At 67.3% G+C, this 25,715-nt stretch carries 24 protein-coding genes and 2 riboswitches; of the genes, 15 read left to right on the top strand and 9 right to left on the bottom strand.

From position 1 onward, the window contains the following. The first annotated feature begins 51 nt into the window (after positions 1–51). Positions 52–1,125, top strand: a complete 1,074-nt coding sequence (locus BM372_RS18505; protein WP_090956914.1) for a lipid II:glycine glycyltransferase FemX — start codon at positions 52–54, stop codon at positions 1,123–1,125. 48 nt (positions 1,126–1,173) lie between these two features. Next, entirely contained in the window at positions 1,174–2,670 is a 1,497-nt protein-coding gene (locus BM372_RS18510) for a threonine/serine exporter family protein (RefSeq protein ID WP_090956915.1), read from the top strand. 54 nt (positions 2,671–2,724) lie between these two features. Here the strand turns inward: BM372_RS18510 and BM372_RS18515 are convergent, their stop codons facing one another. Both BM372_RS18515 and BM372_RS18520 read right to left on the bottom strand, forming a co-directional pair. After that, positions 2,725–3,564, bottom strand: a complete 840-nt coding sequence (locus BM372_RS18515) for a siderophore-interacting protein (RefSeq protein ID WP_090956916.1) — start codon at positions 3,562–3,564, stop codon at positions 2,725–2,727. A 52-nt stretch (positions 3,565–3,616) separates the two neighbouring features. Continuing rightward, positions 3,617–4,396, bottom strand: coding sequence for a uracil-DNA glycosylase (locus BM372_RS18520; protein ID WP_090956917.1), 780 nt, complete (start codon positions 4,394–4,396; stop codon positions 3,617–3,619). Positions 4,397–4,618: 222 nt separating this feature from the next. On the opposite strand from BM372_RS18520, the gene BM372_RS18525 reads away from it, so the two are divergent. The 6 genes from BM372_RS18525 (at position 4,619) to BM372_RS18550 (ending at position 10,427) form a co-directional block, all read left to right on the top strand. Continuing rightward, positions 4,619–4,891, top strand: a complete 273-nt coding sequence (locus BM372_RS18525; protein WP_090956960.1) for a DUF3263 domain-containing protein — start codon at positions 4,619–4,621, stop codon at positions 4,889–4,891. Between the two features lie 95 nt (positions 4,892–4,986). Continuing rightward, the gene (locus tag BM372_RS18530) at positions 4,987–5,628 is read left to right on the top strand and encodes a LytR C-terminal domain-containing protein (RefSeq protein WP_090956918.1); all 642 of its coding nucleotides are present in this window, start codon (positions 4,987–4,989) and stop codon (positions 5,626–5,628) included. Positions 5,629–5,786: 158 nt separating this feature from the next. Next, positions 5,787–5,990, top strand: coding sequence for a cold-shock protein (locus BM372_RS18535; protein WP_143111513.1), 204 nt, complete (start codon positions 5,787–5,789; stop codon positions 5,988–5,990). Positions 5,991–6,133: 143 nt separating this feature from the next. Next, entirely contained in the window at positions 6,134–7,318 is a 1,185-nt protein-coding gene (locus BM372_RS18540) for an ABC transporter substrate-binding protein (RefSeq protein WP_371261763.1), read from the top strand. 296 nt (positions 7,319–7,614) lie between these two features. Continuing rightward, complete coding sequence (gene groL / locus BM372_RS18545) at positions 7,615–9,252, top strand: chaperonin GroEL (RefSeq protein WP_090956920.1); 1,638 nt, start codon at positions 7,615–7,617, stop codon at positions 9,250–9,252. A 134-nt stretch (positions 9,253–9,386) separates the two neighbouring features. Then, positions 9,387–10,427: a ribonuclease HI family protein gene (locus tag BM372_RS18550; RefSeq protein ID WP_090956921.1), complete on the top strand. Its 1,041-nt coding sequence runs from the start codon at positions 9,387–9,389 to the stop codon at positions 10,425–10,427. 25 nt (positions 10,428–10,452) lie between these two features. Here BM372_RS18550 and BM372_RS18555 read toward each other — a convergent pair whose 3' ends face one another. The 6 genes from BM372_RS18555 to BM372_RS18580 form a co-directional block, all read right to left on the bottom strand. After that, positions 10,453–10,740 (bottom strand): WXG100 family type VII secretion target, encoded by a 288-nt coding sequence (locus tag BM372_RS18555; RefSeq protein WP_090956922.1) that lies wholly within the window; start codon positions 10,738–10,740, stop codon positions 10,453–10,455. Positions 10,741–10,830: 90 nt separating this feature from the next. Continuing rightward, entirely contained in the window at positions 10,831–12,297 is a 1,467-nt protein-coding gene (locus BM372_RS18560) for a sensor histidine kinase (RefSeq protein WP_090956923.1), read from the bottom strand. 2 nt (positions 12,298–12,299) lie between these two features. Next, entirely contained in the window at positions 12,300–13,010 is a 711-nt protein-coding gene (locus BM372_RS18565) for a response regulator transcription factor (protein WP_090956924.1), read from the bottom strand. 66 nt (positions 13,011–13,076) lie between these two features. Further along, positions 13,077–14,723 carry a DNA repair helicase XPB gene (locus tag BM372_RS18570; RefSeq protein WP_090956925.1) on the bottom strand — a complete coding sequence of 549 codons (1,647 nt, stop codon included), beginning with the start codon at positions 14,721–14,723 and terminating at the stop codon, positions 13,077–13,079. Next, complete coding sequence (locus BM372_RS18575; protein ID WP_090956926.1) at positions 14,720–17,212, bottom strand: helicase-associated domain-containing protein; 2,493 nt, start codon at positions 17,210–17,212, stop codon at positions 14,720–14,722. The genes BM372_RS18570 and BM372_RS18575 overlap by 4 nt, the downstream gene beginning before the upstream one ends. A gap of 9 nt (positions 17,213–17,221) precedes the next feature. Beyond that, positions 17,222–17,455 (bottom strand): hypothetical protein, encoded by a 234-nt coding sequence (locus BM372_RS18580; RefSeq protein WP_090956927.1) that lies wholly within the window; start codon positions 17,453–17,455, stop codon positions 17,222–17,224. Positions 17,456–17,633: 178 nt separating this feature from the next. Between BM372_RS18580 and BM372_RS18585 the strand changes: the two genes are divergently transcribed. The 3 genes from BM372_RS18585 to BM372_RS18595 are packed head-to-tail and all read left to right on the top strand — an operon-like array spanning position 17,634 to position 20,193. After that, positions 17,634–18,017 carry a cold-shock protein gene (locus BM372_RS18585; protein WP_090956928.1) on the top strand — a complete coding sequence of 128 codons (384 nt, stop codon included), beginning with the start codon at positions 17,634–17,636 and terminating at the stop codon, positions 18,015–18,017. Positions 18,018–18,025: 8 nt separating this feature from the next. Further along, positions 18,026–18,667 carry a DUF3027 domain-containing protein gene (locus BM372_RS18590; RefSeq protein WP_090956929.1) on the top strand — a complete coding sequence of 214 codons (642 nt, stop codon included), beginning with the start codon at positions 18,026–18,028 and terminating at the stop codon, positions 18,665–18,667. A gap of 44 nt (positions 18,668–18,711) precedes the next feature. Next, positions 18,712–20,193: an MFS transporter gene (locus BM372_RS18595; protein ID WP_256214405.1), complete on the top strand. Its 1,482-nt coding sequence runs from the start codon at positions 18,712–18,714 to the stop codon at positions 20,191–20,193. A gap of 2 nt (positions 20,194–20,195) precedes the next feature. Here BM372_RS18595 and serC read toward each other — a convergent pair whose 3' ends face one another. Next, the gene (serC, locus tag BM372_RS18600; protein ID WP_090956930.1) at positions 20,196–21,323 is read right to left on the bottom strand and encodes a phosphoserine transaminase; all 1,128 of its coding nucleotides are present in this window, start codon (positions 21,321–21,323) and stop codon (positions 20,196–20,198) included. Positions 21,324–21,653: 330 nt separating this feature from the next. Between serC and BM372_RS18605 the strand changes: the two genes are divergently transcribed. From BM372_RS18605 to BM372_RS18620, 4 genes are all read left to right on the top strand, one after another. Next, positions 21,654–22,349, top strand: coding sequence for an iron-dependent transcriptional repressor DtxR (locus tag BM372_RS18605; RefSeq protein WP_090956931.1), 696 nt, complete (start codon positions 21,654–21,656; stop codon positions 22,347–22,349). Positions 22,350–22,470: 121 nt separating this feature from the next. Beyond that, positions 22,471–22,715, top strand: a riboswitch (cyclic di-AMP (ydaO/yuaA leader). A 4-nt stretch (positions 22,716–22,719) separates the two neighbouring features. Continuing rightward, the gene (locus BM372_RS18610; RefSeq protein WP_090956932.1) at positions 22,720–23,538 is read left to right on the top strand and encodes a M23 family metallopeptidase; all 819 of its coding nucleotides are present in this window, start codon (positions 22,720–22,722) and stop codon (positions 23,536–23,538) included. Between the two features lie 120 nt (positions 23,539–23,658). Beyond that, positions 23,659–23,842, top strand: a riboswitch (cyclic di-AMP (ydaO/yuaA leader). Positions 23,843–24,136: 294 nt separating this feature from the next. Then, positions 24,137–24,919 carry an NlpC/P60 family protein gene (locus tag BM372_RS18615; RefSeq protein ID WP_090956933.1) on the top strand — a complete coding sequence of 261 codons (783 nt, stop codon included), beginning with the start codon at positions 24,137–24,139 and terminating at the stop codon, positions 24,917–24,919. A gap of 221 nt (positions 24,920–25,140) precedes the next feature. Continuing rightward, positions 25,141–25,641 carry an HNH endonuclease gene (locus BM372_RS18620; protein WP_090956962.1) on the top strand — a complete coding sequence of 167 codons (501 nt, stop codon included), beginning with the start codon at positions 25,141–25,143 and terminating at the stop codon, positions 25,639–25,641. The last annotated feature ends 74 nt before the right edge of the window (positions 25,642–25,715 follow it).

A 25,715-nucleotide genomic window follows, 5' to 3' on the forward strand; every position in this document is an offset into this window, starting at 1 on the left:
CATGTCTGCATGCCGCCGAAGCTCGTACCGCAATGATTGGATGCCGCACCCTTGCGTGAATTCACTGCCCGCTTTGCCTCTGCCGAAGAGATTGCCAACTGGGATGCCCACGTCACCGCGAACCCCAATGGCGGCAATCTCCTGCAATCGGAAGCCTTCGCCGAGGTCAAGCAGCACTTTGGCTGGAAACCGCTTCACCTCGTGTACGAGACGGCCGATTACTCGAGCTACAACCTGGTCCTGGAAAAGTCCTTCCCGGTCCTGGGCAAGCTCTGGTACCTGATCAAGGGACCCGACGTCGCGTCGGTGGAGGATATCCCCGGCATCACCGCGGCCAACGCCGACTTCGTCCGGAAAACCAGGCTGGGCGTCTTCGCCATCAAGATCGAACCGGACATCGTGCTGTCCGACGACGCCCGGCGCGTCCTCGAAGGGGCCGGGCTGGTCAAAACCCACAACCTGCAGCCCAACGACTCCACGGCGCTCCTGGACATAGCGCCGGAGGAAAACCAGCTGTTGCGCAACCTCCACTCCCGCGGCCGCAACGCCGTGCGCCGCGCCCTCCGCGAGGGCGTGGAGGTCCACAACGTCGAACCCACGGAAGAGAACTTCCGGGCCATGTACGACCTCATGACCACCACGGTGGAGGCTAAATCCCAGGTCCGGGTCCGCGAGTACGAGTACTACCGCCAGTTCTGGACCAATTTCCTGAAGAGGGACCAGGGCCGTTTGCTCTTCGTGTATGAGGACGGCGTGCCCTCCGTCGGAGCGTTCGTGATCAATTACGGCCGCAAGGGAACGTACAAGGACGGCGGATCACTGCAGAAGCGGGGCCAGTACGGCGACTCGCACCTGGTGCAATGGACGGCGATCAACCAGCTCAAGGACCTCGGCTGCACCGAATACGACTTCTGCGGCACGCCGCCGAGCGACAAGCTCAAGGACACCTCCAACCCCTTCCACGGGCTGGGCCTGTTCAAGACGAGCTTCAGCAAGACCGTGACCGACTTCGTCGGCTGCTACGACCAAATACTGAGCCCGTTGAAGTACAAGGCCTGGATGATGGCGGGGGAGCGCGTGGCGCGCCAGCTCTACACCCGGCGCACGGGCCAGCAGTTCTACTGATCCGGCGACGAGGACTGATAAAGGACAGGCAAAGACAGTGAGGCCGGAATGAACACCGAACCCGACCGCCGCCGCAGGCCACCCACGGACGGCCTGCCCCGGACCGAACCCATGTCCCCGATGCAGGTACGCCAGAACGCCGCCGCCAAGCGGATGCTCCGCCGCCTGGTGCAGGGGGAAAACCCGCCGACGGCGCCGCTGAGCATCGTGGACCGGCTGGTGGGCAGCCCCTATGCGAACCCGATGATCCAGGTTGGCGGGGTGGACGCCGCAGCCCGCAAGACCATCGACTTTGCCGTGAAGCTTGCGGAATCCATGTTCCGGTACGGGGCAGGCGCCCTTGAGGTCGAGACCAGCATCATCGCGATCACCGCGGCGTTCGGGCTCAAGAACATCGAGGTGGACATCACCAATCAGTCGGTGGCCATCAACTATGCCCCGAAGGACCAGACACCCATCACCGTGCTGCGCGTTGTGAGGTCCTGGACCAACAACTACGCGGGCCTCGCCCAGGTGCACCAGCTGGTCACGGATATCGTGGCCGGCGGCGTAGGCCGGGAGGAAGCCGTGCGCCGGCTCGAGGACATCACGCGAAGCGCCAAGCCCTTCCCGCGCTGGATGGTCACCGTGGCCTTCGGTGTGTTCGCCGCGGTCTTCGTCGGAGTTCTGGGCGGTGGGCTGGGCGCCTCCATGGTCGCCTTCGTGTCCAACCTGCTCGTGAGCCTGCTGGCGCGCCAGCTGGGCCGCTGGCGTACCCCGGACTTCTTCATCACCGCAGCGTGTTCGTTCCTGGTGACCATCATTGCCCTGCTGCTGTGGCGTTTCGGCAGTCCACTGGGGGTGCAGATTGCCCCCGCGATTGTGGTGGTCGGCGGCATCCTGCTGCTCCTGCCAACCGGACGCCTGGTGTCCTCGGTACAGGACGCCATTAACGGGTTCCCTGTCACGGCGGCCGGCCGGTTCCTGTCCACCCTGCTGACCTTCGGGGCGGTGGTCGCCGGCATTGCTGTCGGGTTCGTGGTGGGGGAGCTGACCGGTTCGGAGCCGATCGACGTCACCAAAACATTCCCGCCGGCGTATGACTTATGGGTTGTGGTCATCCTGACCGCCATCGCCGTGATCATGATCGGCATTACCGAACAGACGGATTCGAAGCTGCTGCTTCCGACGGCGGCCGTCGGGGTGGTGGGCTACCTGGTCTTGATAGCGTGCGACGCCTTGGGCCTCGGATCCCGGTTCGCGCCGGCGCTCGCCGCTGTGGTGATCGGTCTTCTCGCCCGGGTGGTGGCCCTCCGGATGGGGGCTCCCCAGCTGGTGGTGGCTGTCCCCGCGTCCCTGATCCTGCTCCCTGGTCTTGCCATATTCCGGTCCATGTATGTATTGACCATCGAGGAAACCGAGATTCTCATTGGCGCCGGCGGGATGCTTAACGCCGGGGCGATCGTGCTCGGCGTCGCGGCCGGCATCGTGCTCGGTGACACCCTCGCGCGGCCCCTGACCCGAAGCCTCGCCAGCAACGAGCGCAGGCGGGCCCGCCGGCGGTAGGCCGCGGCGTGCGTGCGGCCTCGCCGTGCTGGACCATGCTGCTGGATCTTGACGCTATATCTGCCCTACGGGCAGCTTTTTCTCCGCCTGGAAGTCGTCCTCCACGCGGCCCTTGGCCCAATAGCCGGAAAGGGATACCTGTGAACGCTGCAGCCCCCGCTGCACGTAGAAGACGTCCCGCAGGCCCTTCATGTAGCCCCGCTCGCCGTGGGCAAAGACGTGCACCCGACCCTCGGGCCACGCGGCGTCGCGGACTGCGTTGACCAGCAGCTCGCCGTCTCCGGCGGGCATGCCGCCGCGCGGCAGCCAGCGAAGCTCGACGCCGGCGGGCGCGGCGATGGGCTGGATGTCGGCCGCGCTGTCCACCTCGAGCAGGGCGAGGCCGCGGGCGTCCGCCGGCAGGGACTCGATGGCGGCGCCGATGGCCGGCAGCGCTGACTCATCACCGGCAAACAGGTACCAGTCCGCGTCCGGGTCCGGGTTGTAGCCGCCACCCGGGCCGGTAAACGTAAGGCGGTCGCCGGGGCTGGCCGAGGCTGCCCATGGGCCCGCAAGGCCCTCATCGCCGTGGATAACAAAGTCGATGGCAAGCTCCTGGGCCGCCGTATCCACCCAGCGGACCGTGTAGGTCCGGGTGTACGGCCATTGGCTGCGCGGCATGGATTCCCTGATGGCCCACAGGTCCAGCGGTTCCGGGTAATCGATGCCGGGCTGGGGAAAGACGATCTTGACGTACCGGTCCACGAAGTCGTTGTTGTCATACGCGGCGAAACCAGGGCCGCCGGCGACGATCCGGACCATGTGCGGGGAGAGTTGTTCCCGGCGCAGCACCGTCAGGTCAGTCTGGGGGCGCGAGTTCCGGTTGGCGGTGGTGGCGGCGGGGGCGGAAGTCATGCAGCTAAGCCTAACGAAGAACCTTTCCCGGGGACTCCGGCCGGGAGGCTTGTTACGGCAGCGGCGGCAGTTCCCAATCCACCGCCGCGGCGCCCTGTTCCTGCAGCAGGGTGTTGGTGCGGCTGAAGGGCCTGGACCCGAAAAAGCCGCGTGAAGCCGAGAGCGGGCTGGGGTGGGCGCTGGCAACCACGGCCGCGGACCCCAGCAGCGGCCGGACCGATTCGGCATCCTTCCCCCACAGGATCGCTACGAGGGGAACTGGATCAGCGCCTCCGGCGGACGTCCGGTGTGCGACGGCACGGATTGCAGCCGCGGTTACGGCCTCCCACCCTTTGTTCCGGTGCGAGCCCGCCGCGCCGGCCCTGACGCTCATCACCCTGTTGAGCAACAGCACGCCTTGCTCGGCCCAGCGGCCCAGGTCTCCGTGGACGCGTGCCGGGATGCCCAGGTCGGTCTGCAGTTCCTTGTAGATGTTCGCGAGGCTGCGGGGGATCGGCCGGGTGGCGCCGTCCACGGCAAAGGACAGGCCCACTGCATGCCCCGGCGTCGGGTAGGGGTCCTGGCCTACGATGAGGACGCGGACGCCTGCCAGCGGTTGCCGGAAGGCCCTCAGAAGGTTCGACGGCGGCGGCAGCACCTCCTGCCCGCCGGCCTCCTCGCAGGCAAGGAAGCCCAAGACGTGCTGCAACTGGGCCTCCACCGGCGCCAGTGCCTCGGCCCAGTCCGGCGCGACGAGTTCGGCTAGGGGTCGGCCGGCCAGGCTCGCGAAGCTCGGGCCGGCGCCCGCGGGACCCAGCTCAAAAAGGGCAGGAGAATCAAACACAAGCCCCATTCTTCCGCAGGTTTTCCCTGACGTGTCCTGTACGTGCCGGCGCCGTTTTTCGGCTCGGCCGCGCCCCGCCCGAATGACAACCCTGTTATTCGGCCGTAACATGGGGGTTGACTTTTTACGGATCCAACCAGGGAGTGTGTCGTGGCCGAAGCAGCGCAAGAGCACGTGCCGGTGGGGGATTTTGCCGGAGGTTCTGCACCCGGTTCTGCCTCTGGCGTCAGCTTGGGCGCCGTGTCGGAAGAATCGCCGCTGGGCGCCCGAGACCAGCAGATGCTTGCCCTGGAGCGCCAGTGGTGGAAGTACGCCGGAGCCAAAGAACAAGCCATCCGCGAGCTATTCGACCTGTCCGCCACGCACTACTACCAGATCCTCAACGCCCTCATCGATACCGAGGAAGCCCTGGCCCACGATCCCATGCTGGTCAAGAGATTGCGTAGACTACGTACATCACGCCAACGTGCCCGCACCGCCCGTCGACTGGGAACAGATTCGTAAGGTCGCGTCACTCGCAGCCAGATATCCAAGTCCTGTTGCGCCCGCTTCCGGGCCTCGGGCGCCCCGTCTGAAATCAGCAAGGACCTCGTTTTACCATGACCAAATACGCTCGGGATGAATTTGATCGGGTCCCGGAGACCTCCACCCGGCAGGGTGTCCACCGGGCTGTGGCCGAAGCACGCCGCCGGAGCCTGGTGCCCATCCTGGCAGCGGGCTGCCTGGCGTTGGCCATCGGCCTGGTGGCTTTCCTGATCTTGCCGAAACTCGGATTTTCCGCGGGCCAGGCCGCAGCCGTGACGGACGGAATCAGCGCCTCCGCCACGCCGTCCGCGACGAGCTCCAGCCCGGCGTCCAGCAGCCCGGCTCCCGCCAGCACTGCGCCGGTCAGCCCTGAGGCGACCGCCACTGCGCCGGCCAGCACTGCCCCGGCGGCCTCGGCCACGCCTGAGGCTGCCGCCGCTGTGGACAAGACGCAGCCGGTGACCATCTACAACGGAACCACTACTGCCGGCCTTGCCAGCAAGGTCGGTGGCACCGTCAGTTCCGCCGGCTGGACCCTTGGCCAGACGGGCAACTGGGGCGGTGTCCCGCAGCAAACGTCGGTGATCTTCTACAGCAGCGCGGACCAGAAGGACAACGCGGAAGCCCTCGGAACGCTTCTGGGAATCGATACCCTCGTGGAGTCCGCGGAATTCAACCTGCCCCTCGTCGTCGTGATCGGCCCGGGCTTCCAGTAGTCCGTTCCGGTTACGCCTCAATAACTATTCCGGCGGCCCTACCTCCGGCGGGCTTTCCTAGGGGACGCTGTGGATAGAGTATCTGCGGATTTCTCTTCGCAGTCCGCGGCCCACAGCGACGTGGGCCGCACGCAAAGCTAGCTGAAAGTGTGGACACCATGGCACTGGGAACCGTCAAATGGTTCAACGCCGAAAAAGGCTATGGCTTCATCTCCGTGGACGGTTCCGAGGACGACGTCTTCGTGCACTGGTCTGCGATCGTCGGTGAAGGCTACCGTGCCCTGGATGAGGGCCAGCGGGTGGAGCTGGAAGTCGGCGAGGGCGAAAAGGGCCCGCAGGCCGAAAGTGTCCGGCCCGCCTAGTGGCACTGCCAGCCCGCACGAATGTCCCGCGGGACACTGACCGACGCCGTACCAGGACTTTTCCGCCGGGCCGCGCCCTCGCGGCCGCAGCAGCCGCCGCACTGGCCTTGACGGGGTGCCTCGGACCGGGCGGAAGCGCGCGCGTGTCCAGTGCTGACGCAAGCGGTGACGGCATCCTGCGCATCGGCCTGATGCTGGACAACACGGGTCCGCAGAACTTCCTGAACGCGCCCCAGCTTGCGGCGGCAAAGCTTGCTGTTCAGGACATCAACGCTGCCGGCGGCCACAAAGGCAAACCCGTTGAACTGCTGCCGGAAACCATCAGCACGGACACCGCCGCCCAAGCCAGAGCCCTTGCAGCCGCCAAGGCCGACGTCGTGATCGGTCCCACGGATTCCAGCCACGCCCCCGCCGCCATCGACGTGCTGGCCAACGCCAAGGTCGCGGTCATCTCGCCGGCCAACTCTGCAGCCGCGCTCAGCAACTACAAAAGCAACGGCTACTATTTCCGCACCTCCGCGTCCGACGTCGCCCAGGCCTCCGTCCTCGCCAAACTGGCCAAGGATGCCGGCGCCAAGACCGTAGCAGTGCTTCATGAGGAAGGCGGCTACGGCAAGGAGGTCGCGGCCGCCGTCGCCGACGCCGCCAAACAGTCCGGACTGGACGCCGTGGCCGACGCGCAGTTCACCCCGGGCCAGGCGCAGCAGGCCGCCGCCGCGGCAAAGGCCGTGAACCCCGACGCCGTCGTCCTGGTGGCGCGCGAAGGCGCGCAGGGTGCCATCGCCGAACTGAACAACGCCGGCCTTGCGGGCAAGAAGCTCATTCTCAGCGACGAAGCTGTCAGCCGGTACGGCTCCGGGCTGGGCGCGCAGGCGTTGGACGGCACGCGGGCGATCCTGCCCGGGGTGTTCCCCTCCGCCGCATTCCAGGCGGACCTCGTCGGCGTTGATCCCGGACTGAAGGACATGGTGTTCGCCGCCGAGACGTACGACGCCGTCATCCTGGCAGCCCTCGCTGCTGCGGCGGCACAAGATGACGCCGGAACGACGATCGCGGCGTCCCTGGTCGCCGTCTCAGGCGGAACCAACTCCGCAGGGGGCCAGCCAGCCGGTCAGCCGGCCGGGAAGGCGTGCACGAGCTACAAGGACTGCGTCGACGCGCTCCGGGCCGGCCAGCGTCCGGACTACGACGGCCAGTCCGGACGGCTTAACTTCGATGCCCATGGCGACATCACCGAGGCGAATTACATGGTCTACACCTACGGCGCGGACAACCTGGCCACGATGACCGGCACGGAAACCGCCACCAGCAGCCGTACCGTCGGCTGATCGCTCGTAGCGTATTGGCCCCGTCTGGCGTCCGGTTCTGCCCGGGCACTGCTTGCACTCTCCCCGGGGGAGTGCTAATTATTGAGTTAGCACTCCAGCGCACCGACTGCTAACACGACGCCCGGGCCCGCCCGGCCGCGGAGTGAGGCGGCCGGACCAGGAGTTAAAGAAACACCTTGCTGGGGTGAGATCCCGCGCCCAGCGGCATACAGAGGCCGCCGGGTAGGGATCGTCCGTCGCGGGCACCACAGCGAAGGTTCATTCTTAACGACTGTCCCGAAAGGACTACTGCCGTTATGGCCAAGATCATTGCATTTGATGAAGAGGCACGCCGCGGTCTTGAGCGGGGCCTGAACATCCTCGCCGACGCCGTCAAGGTCACCCTCGGCCCGCGGGGACGCAACGTCGTCCTCGAAAAGAAGTGGGGCGCCCCCACGATCACCAACGATGGTGTTTCCATCGCCAAGGAGATCGAGCTGGACGATCCTTACGAGAAGATCGGCGCCGAGCTGGTCAAGGAAGTTGCCAAGAAGACGGATGACGTCGCAGGCGACGGAACCACCACGGCAACCGTGCTGGCACAGGCCCTGGTCAAGGAAGGCCTGCGCAACGTCGCGGCCGGCGCTGACCCGCTGTCCCTCAAGCGCGGCATCGAGAAGGCTGTCGAAGCCGTCACCGCCGAACTCCTGGCCTCCGCCAAGGAAATCGAGACCAAGGAAGAGATCGCCGCCACCGCGTCCATCTCCGCCGGCGACAACGAGATCGGCGCCCTGATCGCCGAAGCCCTCGACAAGGTCGGCAAGGAAGGCGTCATCACCGTCGAGGAGTCGAACACGTTCGGCCTCGAACTGGAGCTGACCGAAGGCATGCGCTTCGACAAGGGCTACATCTCCGCCTACTTCGTCACCGACGCCGAGCGCCAGGAAACGGTGCTTGAGGACCCGTACATCCTGATCGTCAACTCCAAGATCTCCAACGTCAAGGAACTGGTTGCTGTCCTGGAAAAGGTCATGCAGTCCAACAAGCCGTTGCTGATCATTGCCGAAGACATCGAGGGCGAGGCCCTGGCCACCCTGATCGTCAACAAGATCCGCGGCACCTTCAAGTCCGTCGCCGTCAAGGCACCGGGCTTCGGCGACCGCCGCAAGGCGCAGCTGGCCGACATTGCCATCCTCACGGGCGGCCAGGTCATCTCCGAGGAAGTCGGCCTCAAGCTTGAGACCGCCGGACTCGAACTCCTCGGCAAGGCCCGCAAGGTTGTTGTCACCAAGGACGAGACCACCATCGTTGAGGGTGCAGGCGACGCCGACCAGATCGCCGGCCGTGTGTCCCAGATCCGCGCCGAGATTGAGAACTCCGATTCCGACTACGACCGCGAGAAGCTGCAGGAGCGCCTGGCCAAGCTGGCCGGCGGCGTTGCAGTCATCAAGGCCGGTGCCGCAACCGAAGTCGAACTCAAGGAACGCAAGCACCGCATTGAGGACGCCGTCCGCAACGCCAAGGCTGCTGTTGAAGAGGGCATCGTCGCCGGCGGTGGCGTTGCCCTGATCCAGGCCGGTGCCAAGGCCTTCGCGAACCTGCAGCTCTCCGGTGACGAAGCAACCGGCGCGAACATCGTCCGCGTTGCCATCGACGCCCCGCTGAAGCAGATCGCCTTCAACGCCGGCCTCGAGCCCGGCGTCGTGGTGGACAAGGTCCGCGGCCTGCCCGCAGGCCACGGCCTCAACGCCGCCACCGGCGAGTACGTCGACCTGCTGGCTGCCGGCGTCAACGACCCGGTCAAGGTAACCCGCTCTGCCCTGCAGAACGCGGCTTCCATCGCCGGCCTGTTCCTCACCACCGAGGCCGTTGTGGCCGACAAGCCCGAGAAGGGTGGCGCCCCGATGGGCGGCGGCGACGACATGGGCGGCATGGGCGGCATGGGCGGTTTTTAACCACCCCCGCTGACCAGCACAGCAGTTCAACGACGGCGGTTCCACCTTCGGGTGGGGCCGCCGTCGCCCGTTAAGCGCACCCGTCTGGTTTGGGAGCGTCGGCGGGCGTCGGCGGGGTCTGGCAGGATGGATCAGTGACGATTACAGCAGCGGCCGACGGTTCGGCTTTAGGAAACCCCGGCCCGGCCGGCTGGGCCTGGTATGTGAATGACGACTGCTGGCGGGCTGGCGGATGGCCCCACGGCACCAACAACCAGGGCGAATTGATGGCGGTGCTCGACTTGTTCCGGGCCACGGCGCACGTGCCCGGGGAAGACCTCCTGATTCTCTGCGACAGCCAGTACGTCATCAACGCCGTGACCAAGTGGATGCCGGGCTGGAAGCGCAAAGGCTGGCGCAAGGCCGACGGCAAGCCGGTGCTGAACGTGGACCTCCTCAAGGAGATCGACCAGGCGCTCGTGGGCCGCAGATACACCTTCGAGTGGGTCCGGGGCCATGCCGGACACGAGCTCAACGAGGCGGCGGACGAGCGGGCGCGGGCAGCGGCAACGTCGTACCAGCAAGGCGTGGCGGTCCGGCAGGGGCCCGGATTCGTGAATGGATTCGTGAACACTGCCAACGGGGCCGCGCCGGCACCCCAGGCGGACTCCACAGCGGCACAGGCGGCGCCGCAGGCATCCCGGCGCGCCGCTCCGCCGGCAACCCCGCCGGCAACCCGACAGGCAGCGCCGTCGGGCCAGGAGAAGCTCTTCGGCAGGCCGGGCCTCTTCGAGGAGCCGGACCTGTTCAGCGAACTCGAGGAGGAGCCGGCCGGTGAAGGTACCCTGGCGGGGGCCAGCCCCGAAGCCGTCGTCGAGTCCCTCGAACGCGAACTCCTTCGTCCGGAAACCCGCGCGGACCTGGGGCGCACCGGCGTTCTGCTCCACCCCGACTTCACCGAAATCGGCACCTCCGGCCGGATCTGGACCCGGGACGCGATGATGATGGCCCTGGAAGACGACCCGGGCGGACCCACGGAGGTGGAGCTGTTGGGCGCGGACCGGCTCGGGGAGAAGGCCGTGCTCTTGACCTACCGCAGCCACACGCGCAAGGGGTCGGCCCTGCGCAGCTCCCTTTGGGTCCTGGAAGGGTCCCAATGGAGGCTGCGCTTCCATCAGGGCACACCCGAGGCCTGAGGCCACTGGGGATGCCCCTGGCGGTTCAGGTGAAGCGCTGCGCGTTGCCGAGCTCTGCCTGGGCGTAGGTGGCCGCGGCGGAATTCAGTGCCAGGTTGATCGAGGCCAAGGAAGCCTCCACCCTGCCCTGGGTCAACGTCCATTCGGCCACCAGGTTCTGGAAGTTCGTCGCCGCGGAGCCGCGCCAGCTGCCTTGGAGCTCGTCCAGCCCGCGTTTCATGGCGTGAACGTCGGCGCTGATCCGCTCAACCGTGGCCTTCACGTTGGCGGACTTCAGCTGGAGGAGTTCGGTATCGACGGAGATGATGCTCATGGCAATGCCCTCTCGATCTGCCTCATCCGGAACTTCCGGACAGTCTGAGCGTAGGCAACCGGCGCGCCCGTCGGACACCGCCGTCGGGTGCTATGTGGACAACTCCGCCGCAGACAACTGGGTGGCCTCTTCGTCCAGGAAAGGGATGCTGACCACTAGCGTGGCCCCGCCGCCGTCGGTCTTCGCGACCCGCGCCGATCCGGCATGCGAGCCGACGATGGCGGCCACGATGGCCAAGCCAAGCCCGCTGCCCCCGGTGTCCCTGGTCCGCGAGGTGTCTGCCCGGTAAAAGCGCTCGAAGATCCGGGCCGCCTCGTCGTCCGGGACCCCCGGTCCGTGGTCGCGGACCTCGATCACGGACTGCCGGGCTCCGTCCGGCCCCTCACGGACGCCGACGCCAATTTCGATCGGGCTGCCCTCCGGCGTGTACCTCAGGGCATTTCCGACCAGGTTGCTCACCACCTGGCGGAGCTTGGCTTCGTCGCCCAGCACGGGGGCGGCGGCCGGGGCCGCCCCGTCCAGCCCGGTCAGGGCGATGGTGCGGCTGCGGTCGCTCGCCTGCGTATCCACCACGGCATCGTGGGCCAGCAGCAGCAGGTCGGCGGGTTTTTGCTGCAGCGGGCGCTGCTCATCGATCCTTGCCAGCAGCAGCAGGTCCTCCACCATGGTCCCCATCCGCTTGGCTTCGCTTTCGATCCGGCCCATCGCGGTGGCCACGTCTTCCGGCGTAGACAGCGCGCCGTGCCGGTACAGCTCCGAGAATCCGCGGATGGTCACCAGCGGGGTGCGCAGTTCGTGCGAGGCGTCGGCGGCAAAGCGCCGCATCCGTGCCTCGGACGCCATCCGGGCGGCGAACGCCGTTTCAATGTGGGCGAGCATGGCATTGAGCGAGCTGCCGAGCCGGCCCACCTCCGTGCCCGGATTCTCCACCTCGACACGGCGGGACAAGTCTCCGGCGGCGATTGCGGCAGCCGTCTTCTCCACCCGGGCCAGCGGCCGGAAGGACCGGGAGACCGTCCACGTGGCGATGAAGAATGCCAAGACCAGTGTCAGCAGGCCCACCCCCACCACCACCAGGGCGGCGTGTTCCATGACGGAATCGACCGGGTCCAGCGGCAGCCCGATCACGACGACGGCGCTGCGCCGGTTGTTGTCCACCACGTTGACCGCCACAACCCGCCAGTTGCCGCCCTCGGAGCCGCGCACCTGGAAGGGCACCAGCTGGCGTTCTTGGGCCTCGCCCACGGAAAAGGTGTCGATGGCGGGGTGGGAGTCCTTGTCGCCGCCGAACGTATAGGGCGGCAGACCCGGGCTGAAGAGCATCAGCGAGTAGTCCGTGGGAACGTTGGGCGTGGTCTCCTGCAGCTGGCTGAAGGACTGCTGCTGGCGCGCGGACTCGACGGCGGCGCGGAGCTTGTCGTCCACCTGGCCCTGCAGGAAGCTGTGCAGCAGGGTCAGCGTGCCCGCGCCCGTGGCCGTGAGCGCCACCAGCATGAGAGCCATCATGATGGCCACGAGCTGCGAGCGCAGCGAGGCCGACTTCCAGCGGTGCAGCAAGGTCAGCGCTTCTCGGCAGTCCGCAGAACGTAGCCGACGCCGCGCTTGGTCTGGATCAGTGCCGGGGCATCGGCATCGATGTCGACCTTGCGGCGCAGGTAGGAGATGTAGGACTCCACGATGGAGGCATCGCCGTTGAAGTCGTACTCCCACACGTGGTCCAGGATCTGGGCCTTGGACAGGACCCGGTTGGGGTTGAGCATGAGGTAGCGCAGGAGCTTGAATTCAGTGGGGGAGAGCTCGATTACGGTGCCGCCGCGGCGGACCTCGTGGGCGTCGTCGTCGAGCTGGAGGTCATCGACCCGGATCACGGCGTCGTCGTCGACCTGCGGCTGCGTGCGCCGGAGCACCGCGCGGATGCGGGCCACCACTTCGTCGAGGCTGAACGGCTTGGTGACGTAGTCGTCGCCGCCCACGGTCAGGCCGGTGACCTTGTCCTCGGTGTCGTCCTTGGCCGTCAGGAACAGGACGGGGAAGTGCTTGCCGGCCGCACGGAGGCGGCGGGTGACGGTGAAGCCGTCCATGTCCGGGAGCATGACGTCAAGGACGGCCAAGTCCGGGGCATGCTCTTCGGCGGCAGCCAGTGCCTCGCGCCCGCTGCCGGCCGAGACAACTTCAAATCCCGCGAACCGCAGGGACGTCGACAGCAGCTCGCGGATGTTGGGTTCATCATCGACGACGAGCAGCTTGGCTTCGGGACCATTCTTCTTCATGTTCCCATGATGCTCCCAGACTCTGGGAGTTTTCTGAACGGTACTTGAGTGTTGCATGGACCCCTCTCAGCCCGTGGTGCCGACGTCCTTGGCGTCCATGATCCGGTAGGCGTAGCCCTGCTCGGCGAGGAAACGCTGCCGCTTCGCGGCGAAGTCCTGGTCCAGGGTGTCCCGGGCCACCAGTGAGTAGAACCGGGCGGCACGGCCGTCCTTCTTCGGACGCAGCAGCCGGCCCAGGCGCTGGGCCTCCTCCTGGCGGGAACCGAAGGAGCCGGAGACCTGGATCGCCACCGACGCCTCGGGCAGGTCGATGGAGAAGTTGGCCACCTTGGACACCACGAGGGTGTGGACTTCACCGGCGCGGAAGGCGTCGAAGAGCCGCTGGCGTTCCTTGACCGACGTGTCACCCTTGATCACGGGTGCGTTCAGGCGCTCGCCGATCTCGTCCAGCTGGTCGATGTACTGCCCGATCACCAGCAGCTGTTCGCCGGCGTGCTCGGCGACGAGTTCCTCCACCAGCCCGGTCTTGGTCTCGGACGTGGCGCACAACCGGTATTTGTCGGCGTCCTCGGCCATGGCGTAAGCCACCCGTTCCTCGCGCGGCAGGTCCACCCGGACCTCCACGCAATCCGCGGGGGCGATGTAGCCCTGGGTCTCGATGTCCTTCCACGGGGCGTCGTACCGTTTCGGGCCAATGAGGCTGAAGACCTCGCCCTCCCTGCCGTCCTCCCGCACCAGGGTGGCCGTGAGCCCCAGCCGGCGCCGGGCCTGTAGGTCTGCCGTCATCCGGAAGATCGGGGCCGGCAGCAGGTGGACCTCGTCGTAGATGATCAGGCCCCAGTCATTGCCGTCCACGAGCTCCAGATGCGGATACAGGCCCCCGCGTTTCGTGGTCAGGACCTGGTAGGTGGCGATCGTGACCGGACGGACCTCCTTGACGGAGCCGGAGTATTCGCCGATCTCCTCCTCGGTCAGCGAGGTGCGCCTGAGGAGCTCGTCCTTCCACTGCCGCGCCGCGACGGTGTTGGTCACCAGGATCAGGGTGGTGGTGGAGCTGGTGGCCATTGCGGCCGCCCCCACCAGTGTCTTGCCCGCACCGCAGGGAAGCACGACGACGCCGCTGCCGCCGGCCCAGAAGTTCTCCGTGGCCAGCCGCTGGTAGGGCCGCAGCTTCCAGCCCGATTCGTTGAGCATGATGGGGTGTGGAGTGCCGTCCACGTACCCGGCCAGGTCCTCGGCCGGCCAGCCGATCTTGAGTAGCAGTTGCTTGAGCTGGCCACGCTGGGAGGAATGCACCACCACCGTCTCGCCGTCGATCCGCGGCCCGAGCAGCGGGGCGATCTTCTTGGCGCGGCTGACCTCTTCGAGGACGGGGTAGTCGGACGTGCGCATGACCAGGCCGTGCTGCGGGTCCTTTTCCAGCCGGAGCCTGCCGTACCGGGACATGGTCTCTTCGACGTCGATCAGCAGCGAATGCGGCACCGGGAACCGCGAGTACTTCAGCAGGGTGTCCAACACTTTTTCGGCGTCCAGCCCGGCCGCCCGGGCATTCCACAGCCCCAGCGGTGTCAGCCGGTAGCTGTGGACGTGCTCCGGAGCCCGTTCCAGCTCGGCAAACGCCGCGATGGCGTGCCTGGCAACGGTAGCGAGTTCGTGGTCGACCTCCAGCAGGATGGTCTTGTCACTCTGGACGATCAGGGGCCCGTCATTCACTGGAGCAATTCCTCTGTGGCTTCTACATCAATAATCCGGTGGATGGACAGGACCCGCTCGGTCTCTTTGTCCGGATCGAACACGCGGACACGCCCGCCATTCACTGCTACGGGAACAACGCTTTCGCGGCTGGCATTCCCCATGCTGTCGACGACGTTCATCACCACCCGCTGTTTGAGGCGGATCGCTTTCAGCAGAGTCTCCAGCCCCAGCTGGGTCGCCTCCTCGCTGCCGGGGACGGCCGCCGGAGGGTTGGCGCCGGCAGCGCCAGGTGCCGGGTGCCCGGCACTGCGCAGCACCGCCAGCTGGGCATCGATATCCGCCTCCGGGGGAGCGGTGCGCGGGGCGGTGTAGACCGGCCGGCCGCCGACGGGGAGGGACGTGCTGCGGCGTAGCCGGATGACGGCGGGCGCCGCTTCCTCCACGACGGGGGCGAGGCCCAGGCCTCTGAGCACCTGGGCGGTGTCGCGGGACGCGGCGTGCGAGATGACGACGGTGGGGGCGATGCGCATCAGGCCCAGGCCGGAGGCGGCCGGGGCGTTGAGCAGATCCAGCAGCGCCGTCTCGTCCTCGCTCTGGATGAAGCTGGCCGCCGCGCCGACGCGGAGCCGGGAGTGGCGGGCTGCGGTGTCTTCGATGAGGTACTGCAGGGGCTGGGGGATGGCCGTGGCCGAATGCCGGCGCAGGAACTCCAGCATCGCCGCGGCGTCCTGGCCGGCGTCGAGGGCCCGGCGGACCGACGCCACGGAGAAACGGTAGATGGTTGCCGGCCCCTGCCCCTCGGCCGTGGCCATGGTGAGGAGCCGGTCGCTCAATTCGGGGTCCAGATATCCCGGCGCCACCGCCGTCAGGTCCGCCTGCAACAGCACGTGCTGCAGGGCCGCCGGCAGGTGTTCGCCCAGGATCCCCAGGGCGTCATCCGGCTGCTCGGCGGCGATCGCGGCGCCAAGCTGGCTGAGCGCTCCGGAACCGACCAGGCCAAGCATCTCAGCCTCCCTCAGGATCCCGCGGACCAGCGAGCTGAAACGGCGGGCCATCCGGGGCTGCGCCCACTCGGCGCGCTCCAGCACGGCCGCGGCATCGAGGACGGGCGCCTGCCCGTCGGGGGCCGCCACCTCCAGGGTCAGCTCATGGAGGATCTCCAGGACCCGTTTGCGGACCACGGGGGCGTCGGGCCGCTGCGCCTCGGCGGAGAGCGCGTTGATGGTGCTCCCGGCCGTGCCCCGGTGGCCCGCCGTGCCCGCGGCGGCAGCGTTCACGGGCTGGCCCACGAGGGAGGGTGCGCGCTCGCTGGCCAGCCAGGCGTTGACCAGCCACAGCCACTGTTCCTGCCGCGGGAGCGCCAGCCACTCCAGCTGCGGCGGCTGCACCCAGGCGGAACTATCGACGTCCAGTCGCAGGAGACCGGCCATACCGCAGAGCTCCGCGAGGACGCCGGCCTCCTGAACGCCGGTCCGCAGCGAATCCGCCAGCCGCTTCATCTCCCGGACCCCGACGCCTCCGCTGCGCAATGTGGCCAAAGGCTGCTCGCGCACGGTGTAGAGCACTTCGCCGACCAGCCGCAGCGTCTCGGCGATGGCTCCCAGCGCGGCGTTGCGGCGCAGTCCTGCACTCGTTTGGCCCAGCTGCGGCACCGGCGGCAGGAGGGAGAAATGCTCAATGACAAACCCGCCACGCAGCGAAACGCCGACGCTGTGCGGCAGTTCAACGTGGGCGGCGTCCAGCGGCACCAGCAGCCCGCGCGCCAGCAGCCAGTCCACGGGGCCGACGTCGGAGCTTTCGTGAAGCACGGAGGCGCGCCGCTGTGCCTGGGGCACGGCGCCCATGGCCCAGTTGCCGAACCGCGCCAGCAGTGTCGTGGTCCGTTCCGGCGCGGTGGCCAGGATTTGCTGGAGGGTCTGCGGTGTTGCCGTCCAGTGCTGCAGCGCCAGGGCCGCTTCCATGGGGGTCGTTGCCGCTGGGATGGACGCCCCGCTCCGGTGCAGCTCGCCCACCAGCTGCACCACACGCTGCGCAAAGGCCGGCTGGAGCCGCACGAGCTCGGTGTAGCTGCGCCCCAGCCCGGCAGGGTAGATGCCAATCACATCCTTGAGGCTGCCGACCGGAAGGTAATGCCGCTGCTTCCCGGCAGCCACGCCGTGCGGCGGGTCGGCGCGATGGATGAGCGCCAGTTCCTGCAGGGAATGCAACAGCCGGTCGATGGCGGCCACCGAGGCGCCGTTGATCAGTTTCTTCAGCATCGCAGCGGACGCGCTGTGTCCTGTATCGGCGTTGGTGCACAGGTGCAGGGTTTCCAGCACCTGCATCTGCGGACGGTTGAGCCGCTCGAGCGCCCGCTGCACGCTGACCCGTCCGCTGGCACGCGCGGCCAAGGCCGCGAAGTCCGGAACCCCCGGAGAGATCAGATCCGGCCGCGCGCAGAACAAGGCCCGCAACGAATCGTCGCTTCGTGCCTGAAGTTCCTTGCTGAGCGCGCGGATGAGGGACATGGGCCGACGTTACCGTTCGCTTGACCCGCGCGGGCGCCGTCGGGCGACGACGGCGTCCAGCACCAGGGCGAGCATGAGCAGGAAGGCCACCGGGAGCCCGTAGAGGGCCGTTGAGGTGACCCATCCGGGCGCCACGACTTGGTTGAAGGCCATTGCCATGACAGTGCCGACGGCAACGAGGGACAGCACAGCAATGGCGGCCGCAATGACCAGCAGGGGCCGCCGGTAACGCGTCAGTGTCATGAGGCCAACGCTAACAGTCCCGGCCTCGCCCGCGCCTCAAACCGCTAAAGTGAACAAGGCAGGATAACCTTGAAAGATACAGACCAACACGGTCCAGGCAGTCATACCCTGAACCCGCGTATCCATGCGGATGCGGTGACCGCCGGCCGTGTCCCGCAGAACGAAGAAGGTTGATTACGTGCCTACCGGCAAGGTCAAGTGGTATGACAAGGAAAAGGGCTTCGGATTCCTCGCTGGCGAGGACGGCCAGGAAGTCTTCCTGCCCAAGTCGGCGCTGCCCGAGGGCATCTCGGAGCTGAAGGCCGGAACACGGGTTGAGTTCGGCGTGGCCGACGGCCGCAAAGGTGCCCAGGCGCTCGGCCTCCGGGTGCTGGACAAGACGCCGTCCATCGCCAAGGCCAAGCGGCCCAGCGCCAGGGACCTGGCCCCGCTGGTGCAGGACCTTGTGAGCGTGCTGGACAATTTGTCCGGGACCCTGTCCGCGGGCAAGTACCCGGACGGCAACAAGGGCAAGGCGATCGCGGCCGCCCTTCGCAAGGTTGCCGACGAGCTGGACGTCTAAGGCTCTTGATGACTCAGGAACCTGATCAGCTGCCGGTGCCGGATGCCGGATCCGCAGTGCCTGCCGGACCCAGGGGGACCGGTTCAAAGCAGGGACCCCGACCGCGGGCCGGCGTGCCCGTCTGGCGCACCGGCAAGCCCGACGCCTTCCTGGCCGCCGCCGTCGACGTTGCCCGTACCGCGGTGGAAGGCATTGCCCCCGCCGAGCAGATCGGCCCGCACATCGGTGCCCGCAGCGAAGGCGACCGCCTGGTGACGCACCTGTTCGAATCCAAGCTGCCCGGATACCTGGGATGGCAGTGGTACGCCGTGCTGACCCGCAATTCCCGGTCCAAGGTGGTGACGGTCGACGAACTCGGCCTGCTGCCCTCCGAAGATTCCATCCTGGCGCCGGCCTGGGTGCCGTGGGCTGAGCGCGTCCGCCCGGAAGATGCCCAGGCAGAGGACGCCGCCGAGGAGGCGCCTGCCGCCGAAGCGCCGGCGCAAGGAGCCGGGGACGTCCAGCAGGACGACGACACCGCCGGCAGCACCGACGCCGACGCCGCCCAGCAGGACGACGACGATGCCGACGCCGCCGATGCCGACGAGGACGATACCGACGAGGACAGCGACGACGCCGCGGAGGAACGCCCCGTCGACGAGGTTAACTAGCGGGTGGAAACGTCCGGGAGCGTGCAGAAGGAAGGCTGGAGCTGATGTCCACGTTCAAATCCCTGCACATCCTGAACTACCGGATCTGGTTTGTCGGCGCGCTCATCTCCAACATCGGCACCTGGATGCAGCGCACCGCCCAGGACTGGCTGGTTTTTGCCCACCTGACCTCCCAGGACGCCGGGGCGGTGGGCGTCACGATGGCCCTGCAGCTGGGCCCGCAGCTCTTCCTCGCGCCCGTGGCCGGCCTCCTCGCGGACCGCTTCAACCGCAAGCGGCTCCTGGTGCTGACCCAGTCCGCGATGGCGCTGCTGAGCGCCGGGCTGGGCATCCTGGTGGTCACCGGCGTGGCGCAGCTCTGGCACGTGTACGCCTTCGCCCTGATGCTCGGCGTCGTCTCCGCGCTGGACGCCCCGGTGCGCCAGACGTTCGTCTCCGAACTGGTCCAGGACGACTACCTTCCCAACGCCGTGGCCCTCAACAGTGCCTCCTTTAACGTTGCCCGGATGATCGGCCCGGCGGTGGCCGGCGTGCTGACAGCCGTCATCGGGCCCGGCTGGGTCTTCCTCCTCAACACACTCACGTTCGTCGCCTTGTTGCTGAGCCTTGCGAAAATCCCGGCGGCCTCGCTGCGGCGGCTGCCGCGGGCGGCGGCCGGCAAGGGCAGGATCCGGGAGGGGCTGCGCTATGTGAGGTTCCGCCCGGACATCATCGTGGTGCTTGTGGCCATCTTCATCGTCGGAACCCTGGGACTGAATTTCGCCCTGTTCATCGCAGCCATGGTGGGCACGGAATTCGGTCTCGACGCGGGAGCCTTCGGCCTCATGAATTCGATCATGGCCATCGGATCCGTCACCGGGGCACTGCTGTCGGCCGGCCGCGGCAAACCGCGGCTGCGGGTCATTTTCGGGGCCGCCGGGGCCTTTGGCGTGACCTCGGGCATCGCCGCGCTGGCTCCAAGCTACTTCTGGTACGGCGTCGCGCTGGTGCCGGTGGGGCTCTTCGCGATCACCATGATGACGAGCGCCAACGGGTACGTGCAGACCACCACCGACCCCGTGATGCGGGGCCGGGTGATGGCCCTTTACATGGCGATCTTCATGGGCGGAACGCCCATCGGCGCGCCGTTCGTCGGCTGGGTGGCGAACACCGCCGGTCCCCGCTGGTCCATGGGCGTCGCGGCCGTCGCGGGCCTGCTCGCGGCCCTGATCGGGCTGCTGTGGATTATCCGGGCCCAGCAGCTGCGGCTCCGCTTCAACCGCCGGGCGCGCGGGCTGCGGTTCTTCCGCGTGGTGAGCACCACCGGCGCCGCCGGCGCCCGCCTGGAAAGCGCGGACGGCGCCCGCCTGGAAAGCGCCGCCGGCGCCCGCCTGGAAAGCGCCGCCGGCGCCCGCCTGGAAAGCGCAGACGGCGCCCGCCTGGAAAGCGCGGGCGGCGCCCGCCTGGAAAGCGCAGGCGGCGCCCGCCTGGAAAGCGCGGACGGCGCCGCACCGGCACCTGGCCGGGACGACGCCGTCGGGCGCTGAAGCTAGCTCTTGAGTTCCGCCACGACGAAATCGATGCACTCGAGCAGTGCCGAGACATCATCCGGTTCGATCGCCACGAACGTGGCGATGCGCAGCTGGTTCCGGCCGAGCTTGCGATACGGTTCGGTGTCGACGACGCCGTTGGCGCGCAGCACCTTGGCGATGGCCGCGGCATCGATCGATTCGTCGAAGTCGATCGTGGCGATCACGTTGGAGCGGTCCTCGGGCTTGGCCACGAACGGGGTCGCGTAGCCTGACGCCTCGGCCCAGCGGTAGATCCGGCCGGCAGAATCGGCGGTCCGGGCGGAGGCGAAGTCCAGGCCGCCGTTGGCATTGAGCCACTGCACCTGGGCATCCAAGGTGACCAGGGTGGCCAGGGCGGGGGTGTTGTAGGTCTGGTTCAGCCGGGAGTTGTCGATTGCCGTCTGGAGGTCCAGGAAATCGGGGATCCACCGGTTGCTGGCCTTGATCCGGGCCGCCCGCTCGAGCGCCGCCGGGGAGAACAGGCCCAGCCACAGGCCGCCGTCGGACGCGAAGTTCTTCTGCGGCGCAAAGTAGTAGACGTCGGACTCGGCCACGTCCACGTCCAGCCCGCCGGCGGCCGAGGTGGCGTCCACCAGCACCAGCGATCCTTCGTCCGCGCCCGGCACGCGCCGGACGGGGGCTGCGACGCCGGTGGACGTCTCGTTTTGCGGCCATGCGTACACGTCGACGCCGGCCTCCGCCCGGGCGGTGGGGCGGCTGCCGGGCTCGGCCTTGATGATGGAGGATTCGGCAAGGAACGGTGCCTTGTTGGTCGCCGAGGCAAACTTGGAACCGAACTCGCCGAAGGAGAGGTGCTGTGCCTTGTTTTCCACGAGGCCGAAGCTGGCAACGTCCCAGAATGCGGTGGAGCCGCCCACGCCCAGGATAACTTCGTAGCCTTCCGGCGCACGGAAGAACTCGCTGAGGCCGCTGCGTACCGAGCCCACCAGGTTCTTGACGGGTGCCTGACGGTGGGAGGTTCCCAGCAACTTCGCCGATGCCGTGAGGGCCTCGAGCTGTTCCGGGCGGACCTTGGACGGGCCGGCGCCGAACCGTCCGTCCTTGGGCAGGAGGTTGGCGGGGATCGTGATGCTGGTGTCGCTCACAGTGGCTCCAATATTCGGCTGGTTCGTAGAGTGGCTGGGAGGGGGCCGGGCAGGGATGGCTGCAACGGACACCCATTTTCATTCTGCCTGACTGACGCCCGCGATACGGAAAAAAGTCTGTCATAGTCCGGTCATTGAGACGGGCCGGGCAGGCCGGCCGGCGGGCTGCGGGAAGCGTCCGGAGTGCGCACCAAAATTATCCGGAGTAATTCAAAATAGGCTAGGCTGTGCTGCGAACGTACGGCGGATCTCGCCAGGGCGCGTCCTGCATGCAGCCCGCACGCGGTACGGTGGGAATGACGCAAGACTGCGCTCAAGGAGCTGAGTTGAATGACGGATCTGATCGATACCACGGAGATGTATCTTCGGACCATCCTGGAACTTGAAGAAGAGAACATCGTCGCCCTCCGCGCCCGCATCGCCGAGCGGCTCCGACACTCCGGCCCCACCGTTTCCCAGACCATCGGACGCATGGAGCGGGACGGCCTGGTGGTCGTATCGGGCGACCGGCACCTTGAGCTGACCGAAAGCGGACGGAAACGTGCCATTGGCGTCATGCGCAAGCACCGCCTCGCGGAGCGCCTTCTCGCCGATGTCATCGGGCTCGACTGGGCGTATGTGCATGAGGAAGCGTGCCGGTGGGAGCACGTCATGAGTGAACGGGTCGAGCGGAGGATCTATGAGATGCTCGACCACCCCACTGTTTCTCCTTACGGAAACCCGATTCCCGGGCTTGCGGAACTCGGCGGTCTGCCCTCCGGGACGTACGCGGACGGGGTTGTGAACCTGCTGGAGGCCATGGCCGGCTACGGTGCGGGTTCGCGGATCACGGTCAACCGGCTGGCGGAGCCGATCCAGGTGGAACCCGAGCTGCTGGCCCAGCTCGACGAAGGCGGAATCCGGCCCGGCGCGAAGGTTTCGCTGGAGCGGGTGGGGGAGTACATCTCGGTGCGTGTTCCGGATATCGAAGGCGCTCTTGAGCTGCCGCCCGAGGTCGCCGCGCACGTCTTTGTAACCGTCGCCTGACCAGCGGCAACGGCCCGGTCATGGGACAACCCATGAGTTCTGCACCGAGGGGGATCACGGATTTATTACCGGGCGGCTTAATCGCCTATAGTTAGTGGCCTGTACCGATACCAAAGCGTTATCTGATCCGAAGCCGAGCCCTGCCAGCGGATCAGTAGCAGAACCATCTCCTGGCAGGGGCGGGGGAACCACTTTCGGCTGCTAATCCGGCAGCCTTGGGGTGAAGTCCGTCAGCGGCAAGCATCTTCCATCGAGGGATCCCTGGGGCTACCTCTGTGTCCGGATGCTTGCAAAAGGCGGACCGGGTCTTTGAACTCTCTGACCCGAATCCGACAGCTAACTTCGCAGGCTATCCAGAGAGGAACCGTTCTTGACCACCCAGACCGCCAGGGGCCGTCGCCGCGCGACCGGTCCCGCTCCGGAGCCGCGTCCCGTCGTCGAGCACGCGGCCGAGCGCCCGCGCGACGCGCACCGCGACGAACGCCGTCGTCGCCGCGCTCCGTTCCGTCAGGCAACGGAGTTTGCCGCAGCCAGCGGGGTGGGACAGAAGGCCGGCATCGCGCTGGCCGCAACTGGCCTGGTCCTCACGGTGACGGTACCCGTGACCAGCCCTGTGCTGGCCTCCACTGCGGGATCCGGCGCAGTTTCCGCTGCTGTTCAGCCGGACGTCACCGCTGCAGCCGCCGCGAAAGTCGACTTCAGCCGCACGGCCGTCGCCACCAAGGGCGACCCAGACGGCAAGCTCAAGCAGTTGTTGAGTGCGCAGTCTGTGGGCAGCATCACGCGTGCGGCCTCTGCCGGAACACTTGGCGCGCCGCTGGACCAGATGGTCACGGCCTCACCTTTCGGTTACCGTGTGAACCCCATCACCGGCGGTTCGGGGGAGTTCCACCGCGGCCAGGATTACGCCGCGAAGTGTGGCACCGGCGTCCACGCCGCCGCCAGCGGCACTGTGACCTTCAATGGCTGGCATCCGTACGGCGGCGGAAACCGCGTGGTGATTGACCACGGCAACGGCCTGGAGACCACGTATAACCACCTGTCCTCCTCATCGGTCAAGGTCGGCCAGAAGGTCACGCGCGGCGACATCATCGCTATGAGCGGGACCACCGGCGCCTCGACGGGCTGCCACCTCCACTTTGAAGTGATGGTCAACGGCGACGTCGTTGACCCCCTCGGCTGGCTCTAAAGATGATGGGCCACTCTCGCATCCCTGTGACACGCCGTGATCTGAATGTGACTTTCCGGTCCGACTGCTGTAGGGTTTGAAGCACGCCAACTTTTCCGAAGTTGGCGCTCTTGAGTGGATTGCCTAGCTCTGCCACCGCTCAAGGTCCGTTCGCATTACATCGTCTGGCAGGGGCGGGGGAACCAATTTTGGCCTTCGAAAGAAGGCCTAGGGGTTAAGTCGCAAAGCTTCCCAGGAAGCGGCGCGGCCGGGTGACTCCCATCCGAATCCGACAGCTCACCTCGTAGGCATTGGGAGAGGCTACCTTCGTGTCTTCACGCCACAATGCCGCGCGCATGCGCACGGGCGAGGCTCCTATGAGCGCGCCCAAATCCCCATCACGTGCCGCCCTTGCTGGCGCCCGGATGGGATCACTTTCCGCTGGCTCATTCTCTATCGAGTCCGGACAGCATGCAGTCGCCGCTTTTGGCGCGTCTTCGCAGTACACCCTTCGCTAAGTAACCCATTTCGGGGCGATCCGGCGTACCCCCAAGATGCCGGAGCGTCCTAAGTCCGCGCCCGAAAGCGCGCGGCCCAGGAACACGAAAGAGAGAACTTAATGACTACTCGTGCAACCGTTGCACGGCACCGCGCCGAGGTCACCAAGACCAACTCGCTGGCTGTTATTGCCAAGGCAGTCGGCGACAACGCCGGCGGCATGGGCCGTCAGGCCGCGGTCATCGCCGCAGCTTCCGGCTTGGTTCTGACCAGCGGAATCGCAGCCAACGCTGCTGAGACCAACGTTCAGCGCGAATCCACCTCCGCTTCCGCACTGGAAGTCCAGTCGGCTGCTCCGGCAACGATCTCGGCTGCCTCCACCATCGCGATCTCCTACGAGAAGCCCGCCGTCACCACGTCGCCGGCTCCCGTCGTCGAGGCTCCCAAGCCCGTCGTGAAGGTCCAGGAATCGACGGCCACCAAGGCCGCCGGCACGCAGGCCGCCAGCACCAAGCTTGGCGTCAGCGGCGGCGCAGCTGCCCAGGCCCCCGCCCCGGCCGCCGCAGTGGCAAGCGGCGCCGGTGCCACCATCGCCGCCGCCGCCTACGCGCAGATCGGCGTGGCGCAGGACTGCACCGCCCTCGCCACCAACGCGCTGGCCGCAGCCGGCATCCACTACCACGGCTGGCCGGCAGGCTACCTGTCCCTCGGCCGCACCGTAAGCGCCGCCGAAGCCCGTCCGGGCGACCTGGCCTACTACCAGAACGGCGGCGTCGGCATGGCCCACATCGCGGTTTACGTCGGCAACGGCATGGCAGTCCACGGCGGCTGGAACGGCGGGACCACCGCGCTGTACAGCGTGAACGTCGGCTCCGGCCCCGTCTTCATCCACATCGGCGCCTAGGCAAAAACCTCCGCACCTCTAAAGACCCCCGCCTGTTGAGGCGGGGGTCTTTTGCGTTCCCGCACCATAAACGTCCCGCGCCGGTCACAGCCGCACGGAAAAAATATTCGGTGATCGGGCAGTTGAGTGTTTACTCTTGTCTTGTCGATCCATAGCCCGACCATGCAGAGGGCAGCCGGCCCTCGTGCCCCTGGCGGGTGCGGCCGTGAAGAGGTATGCGGATGCGCACTCTCGTTCTGAATGCTGGATATGAACCGCTGGCGGTAGTCACCTTCCGCCGGGCGCTCGTCCTTGTCCTGACCGGAAAGGCCAGCGTGGTGGCCGAAGGGGACGATCCCGTCGTCGGCCCCCAGGACATACTGGGCCGCCCCTCCGTGATCCTCCTGAACCGCTACGTCCGGCCGCGGTACAACACCATCACAGCGGTCAGCCGGCGCGGTGTCCTCCGCCGCGACGCCCACCGCTGCGCCTACTGCGGCAAGGCCGCCCACACGATCGACCACGTCCAGCCCAAGTCCAGGGGCGGCGCGGATTCGTGGGAAAATCTCGTCGCGGCCTGCCTGCGCTGCAACAACGCCAAGGGGGACCACACGCCGGGGGAGATGGGCTGGAAACTCGGCTTTGCCCCCGGGCCCCCGAAGGGCACCATGTGGCAGATCAAGGAACTCGAAAAGCCCACTCCGGCCTGGGATCCGTTCCTGCTCCCCGAATCGGCCGCCTGAACCGCGGCCCGATCGCTGCCTGATCGCTGCCGGGGTGTATGCCTGCGGTTAGCCGCTAAGCATCCGGGAAAGCG

The organism is Arthrobacter sp. ov118 (assembly GCF_900116495.1).
In the GTDB taxonomy this organism is placed as follows: domain Bacteria; phylum Actinomycetota; class Actinomycetes; order Actinomycetales; family Micrococcaceae; genus Arthrobacter.

What these genes read in the sequence shown, in the direction of transcription:
- BM372_RS18510 (WP_090956915.1), top strand. Translation starts at nt 1,174, where the DNA reads ATGAACACCGAACCCGACCGCCGCCGCAGGCCACCCACGGACGGCCTG.
- BM372_RS18515 (WP_090956916.1), bottom strand. Translation starts at nt 3,564, where the DNA reads ATGACTTCCGCCCCCGCCGCCACCACCGCCAACCGGAACTCGCGCCCC.
- BM372_RS18520 (WP_090956917.1), bottom strand. Translation starts at nt 4,396, where the DNA reads ATGGGGCTTGTGTTTGATTCTCCTGCCCTTTTTGAGCTGGGTCCCGCG.
- BM372_RS18530 (WP_090956918.1), top strand. Translation starts at nt 4,987, where the DNA reads ATGACCAAATACGCTCGGGATGAATTTGATCGGGTCCCGGAGACCTCC.
- BM372_RS18535 (WP_143111513.1), top strand. Translation starts at nt 5,787, where the DNA reads ATGGCACTGGGAACCGTCAAATGGTTCAACGCCGAAAAAGGCTATGGC.
- groL (WP_090956920.1), top strand. Translation starts at nt 7,615, where the DNA reads ATGGCCAAGATCATTGCATTTGATGAAGAGGCACGCCGCGGTCTTGAG.
- BM372_RS18555 (WP_090956922.1), bottom strand. Translation starts at nt 10,740, where the DNA reads ATGAGCATCATCTCCGTCGATACCGAACTCCTCCAGCTGAAGTCCGCC.
- BM372_RS18565 (WP_090956924.1), bottom strand. Translation starts at nt 13,010, where the DNA reads ATGAAGAAGAATGGTCCCGAAGCCAAGCTGCTCGTCGTCGATGATGAA.
- BM372_RS18575 (WP_090956926.1), bottom strand. Translation starts at nt 17,212, where the DNA reads ATGTCCCTCATCCGCGCGCTCAGCAAGGAACTTCAGGCACGAAGCGAC.
- BM372_RS18580 (WP_090956927.1), bottom strand. Translation starts at nt 17,455, where the DNA reads ATGACACTGACGCGTTACCGGCGGCCCCTGCTGGTCATTGCGGCCGCC.
- BM372_RS18590 (WP_090956929.1), top strand. Translation starts at nt 18,026, where the DNA reads ATGACTCAGGAACCTGATCAGCTGCCGGTGCCGGATGCCGGATCCGCA.
- BM372_RS18595 (WP_256214405.1), top strand. Translation starts at nt 18,712, where the DNA reads ATGTCCACGTTCAAATCCCTGCACATCCTGAACTACCGGATCTGGTTT.
- BM372_RS18605 (WP_090956931.1), top strand. Translation starts at nt 21,654, where the DNA reads ATGACGGATCTGATCGATACCACGGAGATGTATCTTCGGACCATCCTG.
- BM372_RS18615 (WP_090956933.1), top strand. Translation starts at nt 24,137, where the DNA reads ATGACTACTCGTGCAACCGTTGCACGGCACCGCGCCGAGGTCACCAAG.
- BM372_RS18620 (WP_090956962.1), top strand. Translation starts at nt 25,141, where the DNA reads ATGCGCACTCTCGTTCTGAATGCTGGATATGAACCGCTGGCGGTAGTC.